The 14604-nt window shown below is 54.9% G+C and carries 10 protein-coding genes and 2 pseudogenes; 11 read left to right on the top strand and 1 reads right to left on the bottom strand.

Annotated elements, in window-relative coordinates; all coding sequences use genetic code 11:
- From QEP12_RS12045 to QEP12_RS12095, 11 genes and pseudogenes are all read left to right on the top strand, one after another.
- Positions 1-957: hypothetical protein (locus QEP12_RS12045; RefSeq protein WP_284214402.1), on the top strand; the 957-nt coding region annotated here is incomplete at its 5' end.
- A gap of 69 nt (positions 958-1026) precedes the next feature.
- Complete coding sequence (locus QEP12_RS12050; protein ID WP_280025664.1) at positions 1027-1359, top strand: hypothetical protein; 333 nt, start codon at positions 1027-1029, stop codon at positions 1357-1359.
- A gap of 95 nt (positions 1360-1454) precedes the next feature.
- The gene (locus tag QEP12_RS12055) at positions 1455-3200 is read left to right on the top strand and encodes a type I restriction-modification system subunit M (RefSeq protein WP_284214403.1); all 1746 of its coding nucleotides are present in this window, start codon (positions 1455-1457) and stop codon (positions 3198-3200) included.
- Positions 3197-4555 carry a restriction endonuclease subunit S gene (locus QEP12_RS12060; protein ID WP_284214404.1) on the top strand — a complete coding sequence of 453 codons (1359 nt, stop codon included), beginning with the start codon at positions 3197-3199 and terminating at the stop codon, positions 4553-4555. The genes QEP12_RS12055 and QEP12_RS12060 overlap by 4 nt, the downstream gene beginning before the upstream one ends.
- The gene (locus QEP12_RS12065; protein WP_284214405.1) at positions 4552-5430 is read left to right on the top strand and encodes a GIY-YIG nuclease family protein; all 879 of its coding nucleotides are present in this window, start codon (positions 4552-4554) and stop codon (positions 5428-5430) included. The genes QEP12_RS12060 and QEP12_RS12065 overlap by 4 nt, the downstream gene beginning before the upstream one ends.
- Positions 5431-5452: 22 nt before the next feature.
- The gene (locus QEP12_RS12070) at positions 5453-8608 is read left to right on the top strand and encodes a type I restriction endonuclease subunit R (RefSeq protein WP_284214406.1); all 3156 of its coding nucleotides are present in this window, start codon (positions 5453-5455) and stop codon (positions 8606-8608) included.
- Between the two features lie 176 nt (positions 8609-8784).
- A pseudogene (locus QEP12_RS12075) lies at positions 8785-8913 on the top strand (integrase core domain-containing protein); the annotation flags it as partial.
- 69 nt (positions 8914-8982) lie between these two features.
- Positions 8983-10599: a hypothetical protein gene (locus tag QEP12_RS12080; protein WP_284214407.1), complete on the top strand. Its 1617-nt coding sequence runs from the start codon at positions 8983-8985 to the stop codon at positions 10597-10599.
- Positions 10596-11306: an OmpA family protein gene (locus QEP12_RS12085; RefSeq protein ID WP_284214408.1), complete on the top strand. Its 711-nt coding sequence runs from the start codon at positions 10596-10598 to the stop codon at positions 11304-11306. Before QEP12_RS12080 ends, QEP12_RS12085 begins: the two co-directional genes overlap by 4 nt.
- 8 nt (positions 11307-11314) lie before the next feature.
- On the top strand, positions 11315-12460 hold the full coding sequence (locus QEP12_RS12090) for an HNH endonuclease signature motif containing protein (RefSeq protein ID WP_174863109.1): 1146 nt from the start codon (positions 11315-11317) through the stop codon (positions 12458-12460).
- A gap of 94 nt (positions 12461-12554) precedes the next feature.
- A pseudogene (locus tag QEP12_RS12095) lies at positions 12555-12961 on the top strand (transposase); the annotation flags it as partial.
- A 72-nt stretch (positions 12962-13033) separates the two neighbouring features.
- Here QEP12_RS12095 and QEP12_RS12100 read toward each other — a convergent pair.
- Positions 13034-14572 carry an IS3 family transposase gene (locus QEP12_RS12100; RefSeq protein ID WP_284214409.1) on the bottom strand — a complete coding sequence of 513 codons (1539 nt, stop codon included), beginning with the start codon at positions 14570-14572 and terminating at the stop codon, positions 13034-13036.
- Positions 14573-14604 lie beyond the last annotated feature (32 nt).

The following is a 14604-nucleotide window of genomic DNA, read 5'->3' on the forward strand; positions in this document are numbered from 1 at the left end:
GGTTCGCATTTTTGCTGGAGCGAGGAAAACGAACGAATGGTGTGCAGTGCACTTGGCGAGCGTTTATTGCTTTGCCTAGATCTGTACTGCTATGAAGAGGAAATGCGGGCTAGGGACATCCTGGACTCATTGCGTTCAGCCGTTTTTGTTGAGAGCGCGCACTTCAAATTTTTTCAGGATTTGCTGGTCCCGCAAGCAGAGCTCATCAAGGGTTCAGGCAAACATCTGTACCTAGAGAAGCATCGCTTTAGCCACGCAGATACGGTTGCATTGCAAGATCGACTGGAAGCAATCGTTCGTGGAATTTGCCAAAAAGAGGCCCGAAAACGTAACAAAGCTCTCTATGACGAGGCCTACCATGCGAGTACGTCCATAGAGAGCTATTTAGACGGAATGAGGGCTGAGAACCCCAAGCTGGAGGCCTTGGCTTTTGAAATTTGCATGGATACGCCAGAGGGCAATGAATTAGCTCTGAACCGGGATGTACCTCGTGCGCACTATCAAGTGGCCGATGCGTTTCCAGAAAACTTTCTTCGGGCCTTGACGCACGCAAGAGAGTTCATCACTTTCCTGAAAAAGCTTCGGATTACAAACATCAACGGGCATCTGATCAAGCTTTCGGCCACTGCATGGGGTGAGCCGCGCTGTACCGTGATCTTGATAGGCCCTGAAGTGAAGCGACTGCTGGACAAGCATACTGCACAAACTTCGCCAATTTCATTGGCGTGGGCAGATTTCATTTTGGGCCCGCGAGGCAAGCTGGAAGGGCGTTTGGGGCAAGCTCTGCAAGCCCCAGGAATACATCTTCTGCAGGATCGGAGCTGGACACTATCAGCCAAGCAGGACAGCTCATGGGCAGAGTTCCGTCAATTTGTCGAAGCTGTCTTTGTGAAGGAGTTGCCTTTTATGCGCCTTTCCTTGCCTCGCCGTAGACGCGGGTGGTCTAAAGGGCAGTAGGTGCTTCGTCGTATGGGCTGTCTGATGTGCCTTTGCTTCTAGAATCATCTTTTTCAGGAGATGATGGGCATGGAAGGTCATTGGGAACAACAACAAGAAGCTTTTTTTCAAGCCATGCGCGAGTCCAAAGCACTACGGGCAGCAATGCTGATGTACTTTCAAGGCATGTCAGAGGTTGATGCGATTAGTCTGGCACGGCACGAAGACAAAGTGCTAGATGAGAGGTTTCCAGGCGAAAAGATTTATGACGATGAGGGGCACATCATCGAGAACCTCAATTACCCTGAACTAAAGCTGCCGAGCTTGGGCGATCAGCCAGTTCATGTACGTGAACTCATTGAAGCAAGCAAACGGGACTTGCTCAGCCGAGGCGTGATCTCTGATGATCTTGATGAGTTCTGATCGACATCCACGAATTTTTTCTTGGGCATGCCTCCTAGGGTGGCGTGCCCTTATAAGCGTTAACGTTTAGCAGCAGGATGCTGCTTTTGTAGTCAATGAACCAACAATCTCTCTCCGCTTTCATCTGGTCTGTTGCTGATTTACTGCGTGGAGACTACAAACAGTCGGACTACGGCAAAGTCATTCTTCCCTTTACCGTCTTACGTCGTTTGGACTGTGTACTAGCGGACACCAAAGAGGCTGTGCTTACAGAGTTGGCAGCAAAAGAAAAGCAGGGAGTCAACCCAGAGCCATTCCTGTTGCGCAAGTCCGGTCAAAGCTTCTACAACACCTCGCCGCTGGACCTCAAAACCCTGCTGGGTGATGCGGACCACATTGCGCAAAACCTCTACAGCTACGTGCAGGCGTTTTCGCCCGCCGTGCGCGACGTGTTTGAGCGCTTTGAGTTCCACATCCAGGTCGAGCGCCTGGCCAAGGCCGGGCTGCTGTACCAGGTGAGCGAGAAGTTCGCCCAGATTGACCTGCACCCAGACCGCGTCAGCAATATGCAGATGGGCCTGGTGTTTGAGGAGCTGATCCGCAAGTTCTCTGAAATCAGCAATGAAACCGCCGGGGAGCACTTCACGCCGCGTGAGGTCATCCGTCTCATGGTCAACCTCATCTTTATTGAGGATGACGACATCCTGAGCAAGCCTGGCGTCGTGCGCACCGTCTATGACCCCACTGCAGGAACGGGGGGCATGCTCAGTGTGGCAGGCGAATACCTGGCCGAGCACAACCCCCAAGCGCGCCTCACGGTGTTTGGCCAGGAACTCAACCCCGAGTCCTACGCCATCTGTAAGGCCGACATGCTCATCAAGGGGCAGGATGTGGCCAACATCGCCTTTGGCAACACCTTGAGCGACGACGGCCACGCCACCAAGCACTTTGACTACATGCTCTCCAACCCACCGTTTGGCGTGGAGTGGAAGAAGGTGGAAAAAGAGGTGCGCAAAGAGCACGAGCAACAAGGCTACAACGGCCGCTTTGGCCCCGGCCTGCCGCGTGTCTCGGATGGCTCCATGCTGTTCCTGCTGCACCTCATTAGCAAGATGCGGCCCGCGCAAGAAGGCGGCAGCCGTTTTGGCATTGTGCTCAATGGCTCACCGCTGTTCACCGGCGGGGCGGGTTCGGGCGAATCGGAAATCCGCCGCTATGTGCTGGAAAATGACCTGCTCGAAGCCATCGTGGGCCTGCCCACCGACATGTTCTACAACACGGGCATTGCCACTTATGTGTGGATCATCAGCAACCGCAAGCCCGAAGCGCGCCAAGGCAAGGTGCAGCTGATCGATGCCTCGGGCATGTGGCAGAAGATGCGCAAAAGCTTGGGCTCCAAACGCAAGGAACTGAGCGATGCGCACATTGAGCACATCACACGCCTATTCGGGGATTTTGTCGAAGCCCAAGATGCAGAGGGCAAACCCCTCAGCCGCATCTTTGACAACGAAGACTTTGGCTACCACAGCATCACCGTGGAACGTCCGCTGCGCGATGAGCACGGCCAGATCGTGCTGGGCAGCAAAGGCAAACAAAAGGGCAAGCCCCAGGCCGACACCAGCCTGCGCGATACCGAAAACGTGCCCTACACCGAAGACATCATGGCCTACTTCCAGCGCGAGGTGCTGCCGCACGCGCCTGATGCCTGGATCGACCCCGACAAGACCAAGGTGGGCTACGAAATACCATTCAACCGGCACTTCTATGTCTTCAAACCGCCGCGCCCGCTGGCGGAGATTGATGCCGAGTTGAAGCAAACCACCGGCCGCATTCTGGACATGATCAGAGGGCTGTCGGCATGAGTTTTCAGCGATACCCGGAGTACAAGGACAGTGGGGTGGAATGGCTGGGTGAGGTGCCGGCGCATTGGGGCGTACTTCGCCTGAAGAATGTCCTCGCGCAGAAGGTGACTGACGGCCCTCACACAACCCCCGTGTTCATTGATGAAGGCGTTCCATTTCTTTCGGTGGATGGAATTCAGAATGGCGAGCTTGTCTTCGACGGGTGTCGGTTTGTCTCCGAGGATGACCACGCAGAGTTCAAGCGAAAAGCGAGCCCACGGCGAAATGACCTTCTCATGGGTAAGGCGGCATCCACAGGCAAGATCGCGCGCGTGAAAGTTGACTTCGATTTCAGCATTTGGTCACCACTGGCGTTGATCCGGATAGATAGAAATGCAGCACTGCCAGAGTTTGTTGAATACATACTCAAGTCCAAAGCGACCCAAGCGGAAATCGACAACTACTGCACGGCCAACACGCAAAAAAATATCAGCATGGATGACATTCCTCGGCTGATCCTTACCCATCCGCCAATTGAAGAACAAACCGCCATCGCCACTTTCCTCGACCACGAAACCGCCAAGATTGACGCGCTGGTGGCCGAGCAGGAAAAGCTGATCGCCCTGCTGCAAGAAAAGCGCCAGGCCGTCATCTCCCACGCCGTGACCAAGGGGCTGAACCCGAACGTGCCGATGAAGGACTCGGGCGTGGAGTGGCTGGGGGAAGTGCCGGAGCATTGGGCTGTAGGTAAGTGCGGCTTTTACCTTCGAATCCTCTCTGGATTTGCATTCCCATCCAGCGGATTCACTGACGATGATTCAGATCACCGCTTGCTGCGGGGTGCCAATGTCGGCGTGTCACGCCTCAAATGGGATGACACCGTGTATTGGCAACGATCGGAGGGCGATGGCCTCGACGACTACGAGATGGTCGAAGGTGACCTTGTTATCGGAATGGATCGCCCATTGATTGGCGAGGGCATGCGGGTCGCAAAGGTAACGGCAGAAGATTTGCCATCATTGCTTCTTCAGCGCGTTGCTTCGCTGAAAGTCGGCAGCAAGCTACACGCAGACTACCTGCACTACTTGCTGGCGTCTGAGATGTTCATCGCGCACTTTTCACCTGAAACGACAGGTGTGAGTGTTCCGCATATCAGCCCCGACCAGATCAACAAATTCATCATTCCCATTCCTCCCATGTCCGAGCAACTCGCAATCGTGAACGATGTGAAGAGGTTGCTTACTGAGTTTGGTGGATTGATCGCTGAATCAGAAATTGCCATCACCCTCCTGCAAGAACGCCGCTCCGCCCTGATCTCGGCCGCCGTCACCGGCCAGATTGATGTGCGCAATTGGTCTGTATCGGAGAGCGCATGACACTCAGACCACAAACTATCCAAATCTTTTTGCCGGGTGGTGAACCTACTGGAATTCGTGTCGCAGAGATCACGACACGTATTGTTCAAGTCATTGAGGTGCCGCGTAAGCTGTTGCCAGAATTTTTCAAAATGGCAGAGTCCGAGCAGGTGGGGGTCTATTACTTAGTGTCCAAGCCGGATGATGACAGCCAGCCGGAGGTCTATGTTGGGCAGACTGGTGACCTGCGTGGTCGCCTAGCGAAGCACGATAGCGATAAAGATTTCTGGGAGCGCGCCTTGGTGTTGATTTCGCGCACCCAATCCATCACGCAGACACATGCGCTTTATCTGGAGTGGCTGAGCATTCAGGCGGCCACTAAAGCACAGCGCTATAAGCCTAAAAACGGGAATGCAGGCTCTCGACCTTACACCCCGGCGCCTATGGAAGCGGACTGTTTGGAGATCTTCGAGACTGGTCAAACCTTGCTGACAACCTTGGGCTACCCCTTGTTTGATGCAGTAGCCCCGCAAGTAGGGCAAAAAGACCAAGCGTTAGAGTTTTTCTATTGCACCTCTGGCGGTGCTAATGCCAAGGGCATTTACACAACCGAAGGGTTTGTGGTGCTGGAGGGCTCAATAGGTCGTAAAAACAATGTGCCCTCTATCATGGGAACCAGTGACGCCGCATTTAGAGACAAGCTGCTGGCCTCTGACTTGGTAAAGATAGAAGGGGAAAGCATCGTTTTTCTCAAAGACCATCTTTTTCCATCACCAAGCCGTGCAGCTATGGCTGTGCTGGGGCGTACCGCCAACGGATGGCAAGAGTGGAAAGACAGCAATGGCACCACTTTGGACCTACTCAAACGTCAGGCGATAAGCAGCGCAAGCGCATAAACAAAAGATACAAGGGGAGACCATGGCTCTGCACCAAGAAATTCAGTTTGAACTGGACATTTGCAACCACCTGGCCAGCCACGGCTGGTTGTATGCAGAGCCTGGACAAGATGGTGATGCGCGAGGCTATGACACTGCCCGTGCTTTGTACCCGGAAGACTTGCTGCAGTGGGTGCAAACTACGCAGCCGCAAGCCTGGGACACCTTGGTCAAGAACCATGGTGCGGGCGCTGAGGCCATGTTGCTGGACCGCCTGCGCAAAACGCTGGACGAACGCGGCACGCTGGAAGTGCTGCGCGTGGGCATGGACATGCTGGGCCTTAAAACCCCGTTCAAACTGGCCCAGTTCAAGCCTGCACTGGCCATGAACCCTGACTTGCAGGCCCGCTACGCCGCCAACCGCCTGCGCGTGGTGCGCCAGTGCCGCACCAACCATGACGACATCATCGACCTGGTGCTGTTCCTCAACGGCATCCCGGTGGCCACAGCCGAGCTCAAAACCGACTTCACGCAAGACATCAATGCAGCGGTCGACCAGTACCGCTTTGACCGCATCCCCAAGCCCAAAGGCAAGCCATTTGCTGAGCCGCTGCTCGACTTTCCCCGTGGTGCGCTGGTGCACTTTGCCGTGAGCAATCGCACCGTGATGATGACCACCCGCCTGCAAGGCCCAAGCACGCGGTTTTTGCCGTTCAACCTGGGGGACCATGGCGGCGCTGGCAATCCTGCCAACCCCAACGGCCACCGCACGGCGTATTTGTGGGAGCAAGTCTGGCAACGCGATAGCTGGCTGGAGATTTTGGGCCGCTACCTGGTCACCCAGCGCGACAGCAAAAAGAACGTCTCGGGCTTTATTTTCCCGCGTTACCACCAGCTGGACGCCACGCGCAAACTGGTAGCCGCAGTGCTGCAAGAAGGTGCTGGGCACAAGTACCTGATCCAGCACAGTGCGGGCTCAGGCAAGACGAACTCGATTGCCTGGACAGCGCACTTTCTGGCCGACCTGCACGACGCTGACAACCACAAGCTGTTTGACAGCGTGCTAGTGGTCAGCGACCGCAATGTGCTGGATGCCCAGCTGCAAGAAGCCATCTTTGACTTTGAGCGTACCAAGGGCGTGGTGGCCACCATCAAGGGTGAGGGCGGCAGCAAAAGCGCCGAACTGGCCGAGGCGCTGGGTGGCGGCAAGAAGATTGTGGTCTGCACCATCCAGACTTTTCCGTTCGCCCTCAAAGCCGTGCAAGAGTTGGCCGCCACGCAGGGCAAACGCTTTGCCGTGATTGCCGACGAAGCGCACAGCAGCCAGACGGGTGAAGCTGCGAGCAAGCTCAAACAGTTGTTGAGTGCTGAAGAACTCAAGGAACTGGCCGACGGCGGCGAGGTCGGCACCGAAGACCTGCTGGCCGCACAGATGGCCGCGCGGGCCAACGACGCTGGCATCACGTATGTCGCCTTCACCGCCACGCCCAAGGGCAAGACGCTGGAATTGTTTGGCCGTCGCCCCCAGCCAGACCTGCCCGCCGGTCCGGGCAATATGCCAGCGCCGTTTCATGTCTACTCCATGCGCCAGGCCATCGAGGAGGGCTTCATCCTGGATGTGCTGGAGAACTACACGCCTTACAAGCTGGCCTTCAAACTGGCCAATGACGGTAAAGAGTGGGACGAGAAAGAAGTCGAGCGCAGCGAGGCCATGAAAGGCTTGATGCGCTGGGTACGTTTGCACCCCTACAACATCAGCCAGAAGGTAGCCGTAGTCGTCGAGCACTTCCGCGAGAACGTACAACCTCTGTTGGACGGCCACGCAAAGGCCATGGTGGTGGTTGGTAGCCGTCAGGAGGCCGTGCGCTGGCAACTGGCCATCCAGACTTACATCAAAGAGCAGGGCTACAAGCTGGGTGCCTTGGTTGCGTTCTCAGGTGAAGTGAACGACCCGGAAAGCCTGCCCGAGCCCGTGACGGAAAACAGCACGCAGCTCAACCCCTTGCTCAAAGGTCGCGACATGCGCGAAGCCTTCGCCACTGATGAGTACCAAATCCTGCTGGTGGCCAACAAATTCCAGACCGGCTTTGACCAGCCTCTGCTGTGTGGCATGTACGTGGACAAGCGCCTGGGCGGCATCCAGGCCGTGCAGACCTTGAGCCGCTTGAACCGCGCCTACAGCGGGCCGTATGGCCTCAAGGACACGACCTACATCCTGGACTTCGTGAACGAGCCCGATGATGTCCTGGCAGCGTTCAAGACCTACTACGAAACTGCCGAACTGGCGGGTGTGACCGACCCGCACTTGGTCTATGACTTGCGCGCCAAGCTGGACGCGGCGGGCCACTACGACGACTTTGAGGTCGAGCGTGTGGTGCAAGCGGAGATGAACCCCAAGGCCACGCAAGCCATGCTGGTGGCTGCGATTGAGCCGGTGGCAGACAGATTGCTCAAGCGCTACAAGGCTGCCCAGCAAGCCCTGCAAGAAGCCCAAAGCGGCCCGATCGTTGATGGCCCGACAACCCAGGCTGCCAAGGACGAGCTGGACGCCCTGGTGCTGTTCAAGCGTGACCTGGGCACCTTTGTGCGCGTCTATGCCTTCCTGGGTCAAGTCTTCGACTACGGCAACACAGCCATTGAAAAGCGTGCCCTGTTTTTTAAGCGCCTGCTGCCCCTGCTGGACTTTGGCCGTGAGCGCGAGGGTGTGGACCTGTCCAAGGTGGTACTGACCCACCACCGCCTCAAAGACCAGGGTCAGCGCAATCTGGCGCTACACCAAGCAGACGGTCAGCACAAGCTGGAGCCGATGACAGAAGCCGGTGGCGGTGCGGTGCAAGATAAGCAAAAGGTCTTGCTGTCGGAGCTTGTGACCAAGGTCAACGACCTGTTTGAAGGTGAGTTGACGGACGACGACCGGTTGGTCTACGTCAACCACGTTAAGGGTAAGCTGCTGGAATCTGACATCTTGGTGCAGCAAGCCAGCAATAACAGCAAAGGTCAGTTTGACAATTCACCAGACTTGGATAGCGCACTGACTGACGCAATCATTGATGCCTTTGATGCCTATACCTCGATGAGCAAACAAGCCTTGGACAGTGAGCGTGTGCGAGCTGGTCTGAAATCCATCTTGCTTGGACCAGCGCAGTTGTATGAGTCGTTACGTGCGCGTGGTGGAAATCAGCCGGGGCTACATCCCTGAAAGTATCTGGCTGCAGGCAGCTTTAGGCTGATTGCGGCCGATCAATTCCGCAAAGCCAACGACTGCTGCGTCCCAAAGCGGTCATTGCAAGTGAACTGCCTCATCGGTCCGCTGTGCACCTCAAAGCTGCCACTGGAATCTGATGATCATCCAGTGACTGCTTTGCCGTGTGCTGGGCAAGGCAGGCGGTGATGGACTGGATGGCCTTCTACAATCACCGCAGGCTGCATTCAACGCTGGGTTACGTCAGTCCCATGCAGTATGGACAACGCTGGTACGAAGAACAGCGTAAAAAAGCCGCGTGAACCGTGGGTTAAGAACTCCCCGAAACAGGGGCAAGGTCAGTATTTTTAGTCGAATATCAGGGAGTTTTCATGAGCATCGGCTCGTTACAAATGAGTTTTTTAGAGGTCCTGCTTATTGCAGTTTTTGGACTTCTTATCGTCTGGATTTTTATCAGTGCTACAGGAGCCGCCAAGCGCGGCGAGCGCGCCAAATTTGTCGAGGCTGCCCCTACCCTTATGACCTCGCTAGGGATCTTGGGGACCTTCGTCGGCATCGTGGTTGGCTTGTTTACCTTTGACCCTAGCCAAATTGACGAAAGCATCAAGGATCTGCTGGGCGGCCTGCGCACGGCATTCGTGACCAGTGTCTTCGGCATGGCCTTCACGATCGCCTTCAAATGGGTCACTTCCAAAAAAACACCAGTTACCAATATTGCTGCCGTTGTGGATGAGGTCGGCCCCAAAGAAATCTTCACTCAGCTCCAAAAACAGAACGAATCTATGGACCTGCTGGTACGTGCTGTTGGAGGCTCCGAAGAGAATTCCATGGTGGGACAGCTCAAGCTCCTTCGCAGCGATGTCAACGACTTCCGTTCCAGTCAACAGCGCGCTCACCAAGCTTTTGAAGACAAGCTCTGGCAGCAGTTGCGCGAGTTTACTGAAATGTTGTCCAAATCGGCGACCGAGCAGGTGATCGAAGCATTGCGCCAGGTCATCATCGACTTCAACCGTAACCTGACTGAACAGTTCGGCGACAACTTTAAGCGCCTCGACGAGTCGGTGAAAAAACTTGTCGATTGGCAAGCTGAATACAAAATCCAGCTGGAGCGCATGATCGATTTATTCGATCAGGGTGTTCAATCCATCGACGCCACCAAGGGGGCTGTAGTGGAGATCAAAGAACAGACGGGGCGCATCCCTGGCGACATGCAAGCCTTGGCCGATGTGATCAACGTCAACCAGCACCAGATTCTGGAGCTGAGCCGCCACTTGGAAGCCTTCATGGCCCTGCGGCAGCAAGCGGTGCTGGCAGTTCCCGAAATCCAGCAGAAGCTCGAAGAGGTGGGGCAGCAACTCCGCGATGGTGCAGAGAACATGCGTACCGTCATTCTGGAAGGTGCCGCTGACTTTGGTGAACACGTTAAGACTGCCAACAACTCGATTGAGCACATGGCCAAAGAAGTGGCGCAGAAGACCGATAGCATCTCCAGTGACCTCACCGACGCGATGATCAAGGTCGAGCAGAACACCGATCGCATCAAGAACGGTGTCAGTGAAGCCGTTTCCGTGGCTATGGATGCGGTGCAAGCTAACGTCACCAAAGCCAGCGACACCGCCCTGAAGGCAGTGACAAACACCGCCGACGGCTTGGTGGCAGAGGCCGAGCGCGCCCAGAAGCAAACGGCAGATAGCTTCAAACAAATGGCCGACAGCGTGAACAGCGAACTCAATACTATCCTCCAGTCCGTACGGACCGATGTGGAGCGCAGCCTGGGTGGCGTGGAAAAGCAAATTCAAGAAGCCGTTACCCGCACTGGCGAAGCCGTCAACACGCAGCTGCGGGCGGTAGACAGCGCACTGGAGCAACAACTGAACAAAGCGCTGTCTGACTTGGGCACCGCCTTGGCTTCGATTGCCCGGCGATTGGTCGACATCTACGACATCCAAAGCCGCGACCTCGGTAACACGCAAGGTCGTCGGCCATGAGTTCCAAAATTTTTGGAGGCTCTGAAAGCCGAGAGCACGAGGATTCCGACCATTGGATGAGTGTGTCGGATCTGATGTCAGGCCTCATGATCGTGTTCTTGTTCATCAGCATTGCGCTGATGCGGACCGCGTTCATCGAACGGGACAAGATCAAACAAGTCGCTGTGGCGTACCAGGAACGTCAGGTGGCTCTGTACGAGGCCCTGAAAACCGAGTTTTCTGAGGATCTAGAAAAGTGGAATGCCGAGATTGATCCCACGACGCTGTCCTTCAAGTTCAAGTCTCCAGATATCCTCTTCGTGACAGGTTCGGCCGAACTCCGACCTGTCTTCCGGGCTGTGCTAATGGACTTTTTCCCTCGGTATTTGAAGGTGCTTAGCGATTTCCGAGATTCGATTGGCGAGGTACGCATCGAGGGGCATACCAGTTCCAAGTGGAACCACAACTCCTCGCCAGATGACGCCTATTTCCGCAACATGGCTCTTTCGCAGGAGCGCACTCGTTCCGTTCTGTTGTACGTGCAGATGCTGGATGCGGTCAGTATCGAGCGCGACTGGGTCAGGAAGAACGTGGCCGCCGTGGGTTTCTCGTCGAGCCGTTTGGTCTTGAACGAACAAGGCCTAGAGGATGAAGACGCATCACGCCGTGTGACGTTTCGCGTGATTACCAACGCGGAAACCCAGATCCGTAGCATCCTCGAAGATTGAGGTCCAGCATGAATCTGACCTACGATTTTTCTGCATTGTGGAACCAAGTGAACCGTCTTAAGGGAGCGGTCGAGCCATTTATAGTCACTTCTGAGCGATCCCTGGACCCGATTGACGTGACCCTGGGTGACCGTGGGATTGAGGTCAAACTGGATGACCTTGACAACATCGGCGACCTGCTGAGCTACAAAGGTCGCCAGGTTCTCCTTTACATCCCTGACCAAGGCCACAGCATCGACAAGGTTCTGTCTGGGGATAGAAGCGCCGGTAAGAAATTCCATATTTCGCATTGCAAAACTTTGGACACGATGAGGGCCAATGGAAGGTTTGAGCGCTACTTCGCCATCACCAACCTCACCGGCAGTTTCCCGGTCGGCGGTGTCTCTCGCCAGTGGGGTGGAGAGAGGACCGGCGAGGCTGCTCTGAATGTATGTATCAATTGTCTCAATCACCTAAACTACAAAAACTCGGCGCTATCGAGTCAATCTAGGTATCAAGCGCGTGATAATTTTGACATCTCGGAGTTTTTTGAAACCTACAGTTCTTGCTTTAAGTATTTCCCGCAGCGATCTGGCACAAACCCTGGTAGTACCAACTACACCAGTGATTGGAAGGAAATTTCAGAGCGTATTCGCCGACATGTGAACTGGTGCTGTGACGACTGCGGGGTGAATCTCAGCGACCGGAAATACCTGCTCCACGTTCACCATAAGGACGGAAACAAGACCAACAACACTTTGAGCAACTTGCGTCCCTTGTGTGCTGCTTGTCATCGTGACCAACCAATGCACGAGGCAATGTTCATAAAGTACGAGGACATGACGGTGCTGGCGCGAAAGCGGCGCGAACAAGATCTCATCAAGTTGACTTGGGAATCTGCGCTAAAACATGCCGACGCAGCATTGCGTGGAGTGTTGGAGTTGGCCCGAAACAAGGGCTGGTCGCCACCGGAAATTTCATACGCTCCATCTTCGCATCAAAGTTCCATTTGTTTGGATGTCGCATGGCCAAATCAGAGGCTTGGTATTTCCCTTGGGGTGATGCAGGCCGAGGATCTCAAATCATGGAGAATTTGGAGCCTTCGTGAGGCCCTGTCCAACTTGAATACGGATTCATCAAGCCAGATGGGCGGAGGATCTCGATGGGGGTACTGATGGTGCCCGACATCATCACGGAATTGGAGGATGGCCTTACTCCTCAAAAGGGGAGTTCCTAGCGTTGTCCAAAATGGAGACAAGGAGCTAAGAAATGGTTGCAAAACAAGTGCGAGCGGCGTACACGCAGGAATTTAGATTGGAGGTGGTACGCTTGGTGCAAAGTGAGCAATCTCAGATGCAGGTGTGCCAGACGCTGGGAATCCCCAAGGCCAGCTTGGGCAGTTGGGTGCGACAGGCAAAAGTAGGCACCCTCAAGCTTGGGACTGCTGATGGTGCTGGCAGCAAGGTAACGCCGGAGCAAATGGAGATAAGCCGTCTGCGAGCCGAAGTTGCACGTTTGCGAATGGAGCGTGACATCGCAAAAAAAGCGGCGGCGTACTTCGCGCAGGACGTGCTGCGAGGTATGCCTGGATTGAGCAAATGAAGAACGTCTATCCAATTGCTGTTTCTTGCCATGTTCTGCAAGTGAGCAGCAGTGGTTACTTCCGCTTCAGACGCAGCGTGTTGATTTCCACCCAGAAGTGACCCACTAACCCCCGGTGGGGGTGCGGATAAAAACTTGGACTGGGTTTATGTGGTTAGGCCAAGTTTTTGCCTGTATTCCACAGGACTTAAACGCCCCAGAGATACCTTGATGCGCTTTTCGTTGTACCAACGGATGTAAGTATCGACGGCTTCAATGAACTGCTCAATCGTCGTTGATTGCCAGTTGCCGGGATAGAACAACTCCATTTTCAGCCTTCCAAAGAAGCCTTCGCATGCTGCGTTGTCTGGTGAGCACCCTTTGCGGGACATTGAACGAACCAACTTTGCATCGTGCACCCGCGAGAGCCAGCCCGGCCAGCGGTAGTGAGCTCCACGATCAGAATGAATCATAGGGCGGCTCTCACTGCCTTGAACAGCATCAATGGCTGCATCCAGCATTGTGTTGACGAGATTGGCGTTGGGATGAGTCCCAATGGACCAGCTCACCACCAGCCCGTCAAAGCAATCAATCACTGGCGACAGGTAAACCTTGCCGGAAGGAATCTGGAATTCAGTGATGTCGGTAAGCCACTTCTCATTCGGCGCAGCAGCATGGAAGTCTTGATTGATGAGGTTTTGCGGGGCAGCGCCTATCTCTCCAAGGTATGAGTTATATCTGCGGCGTTTGGGCTTGACCACGATCAACCCCTCCTGCTTCATTAGCCGACGAACCACCTTCTCTGAGATGCCCGTGCACTCCTTGAGCAGGGATGCCTGGACTCGGCGATATCCATAGCAACGGTAGTTGCTGTCGAAGATATCGGTGATGCTTCGGCGTACATCCAAGTATTTGTCAGCCAGCTTCAGCCGGGCACGATGGTAAAAATACGAGCTTCTAGCAAGGCCAACATGGCAAAGCAGTTCTGGCAATTCATACTGCCCGTGCAGCGCTTCAACCAGCACAGCCTTATCTTTGTTTGCCAGCCTATGCAGATCAATGTCAGCCCCATTTTTTAAGATTTCATGGGCCTGCTTGAGAAGTTCACGCTCTATCTTCAGCCGCCGAACATCCTGGCGCAATGATTCAACTTGGCACCTGAGCGCTGCTGCATCCAACACTGGCGATCGCTTTGGACTGTGTTTCATCGAGGCGGGGGCGCAAGGGCCAAGCAACTGATTTTTCCAGTTGTACAAGGTTCCTCGGCATACCCCTAACTTGTCCGCAATCTCCTGTGCGCTTGATTGGCGGGTACACAGTTGCACCACGCCTTCATACATCAAAGCATCCGGCTTTGTAACCGGCCAAGACCTGCCTAGTATCGATTGGCTGGCCTCGGGGCAGTCTTGCCGAACCCACGCAGTCAACGTTCCTCGACCCGGGTAACCCAAAACCCTCATCGTGGCAGCAATACAGCGATCGTGGGCGAGGTAATGAGCAACCGCAACCTGTCTTTGCTGCAGCGAATATTTGGGTGCTCTTGGCACTTGGCTTGCTGGCAAATCCTGATGCTTCAGGTAGTGCTGATACCAGCCTTTCAATGCGTTCTTGGTTGGGTATCCCAACTGACGAATCGTGGCTCTAACACGTAAGCCAAGCTTGATGTAAAGCTCAACTGCACGAATCCTGTCTGCGTATGAGTACATGAACTACCTCCTGGTAGTCCAAGTTTTTGTCC

This window comes from Comamonas jiangduensis, from assembly GCF_030162955.1.
In the GTDB taxonomy this organism is placed as follows: Bacteria; Pseudomonadota; Gammaproteobacteria; order Burkholderiales; family Burkholderiaceae_C; genus Comamonas; species Comamonas jiangduensis.

What these genes read in the sequence shown, in the direction of transcription:
- QEP12_RS12065 (WP_284214405.1), top strand. Translation starts at nt 4,552, where the DNA reads ATGACACTCAGACCACAAACTATCCAAATCTTTTTGCCGGGTGGTGAA.
- QEP12_RS12050 (WP_280025664.1), top strand. Translation starts at nt 1,027, where the DNA reads ATGGAAGGTCATTGGGAACAACAACAAGAAGCTTTTTTTCAAGCCATG.
- QEP12_RS12085 (WP_284214408.1), top strand. Translation starts at nt 10,596, where the DNA reads ATGAGTTCCAAAATTTTTGGAGGCTCTGAAAGCCGAGAGCACGAGGAT.
- QEP12_RS12090 (WP_174863109.1), top strand. Translation starts at nt 11,315, where the DNA reads ATGAATCTGACCTACGATTTTTCTGCATTGTGGAACCAAGTGAACCGT.
- QEP12_RS12080 (WP_284214407.1), top strand. Translation starts at nt 8,983, where the DNA reads ATGAGCATCGGCTCGTTACAAATGAGTTTTTTAGAGGTCCTGCTTATT.
- QEP12_RS12070 (WP_284214406.1), top strand. Translation starts at nt 5,453, where the DNA reads ATGGCTCTGCACCAAGAAATTCAGTTTGAACTGGACATTTGCAACCAC.
- QEP12_RS12100 (WP_284214409.1), bottom strand. Translation starts at nt 14,572, where the DNA reads ATGTACTCATACGCAGACAGGATTCGTGCAGTTGAGCTTTACATCAAG.
- QEP12_RS12055 (WP_284214403.1), top strand. Translation starts at nt 1,455, where the DNA reads ATGAACCAACAATCTCTCTCCGCTTTCATCTGGTCTGTTGCTGATTTA.
- QEP12_RS12060 (WP_284214404.1), top strand. Translation starts at nt 3,197, where the DNA reads ATGAGTTTTCAGCGATACCCGGAGTACAAGGACAGTGGGGTGGAATGG.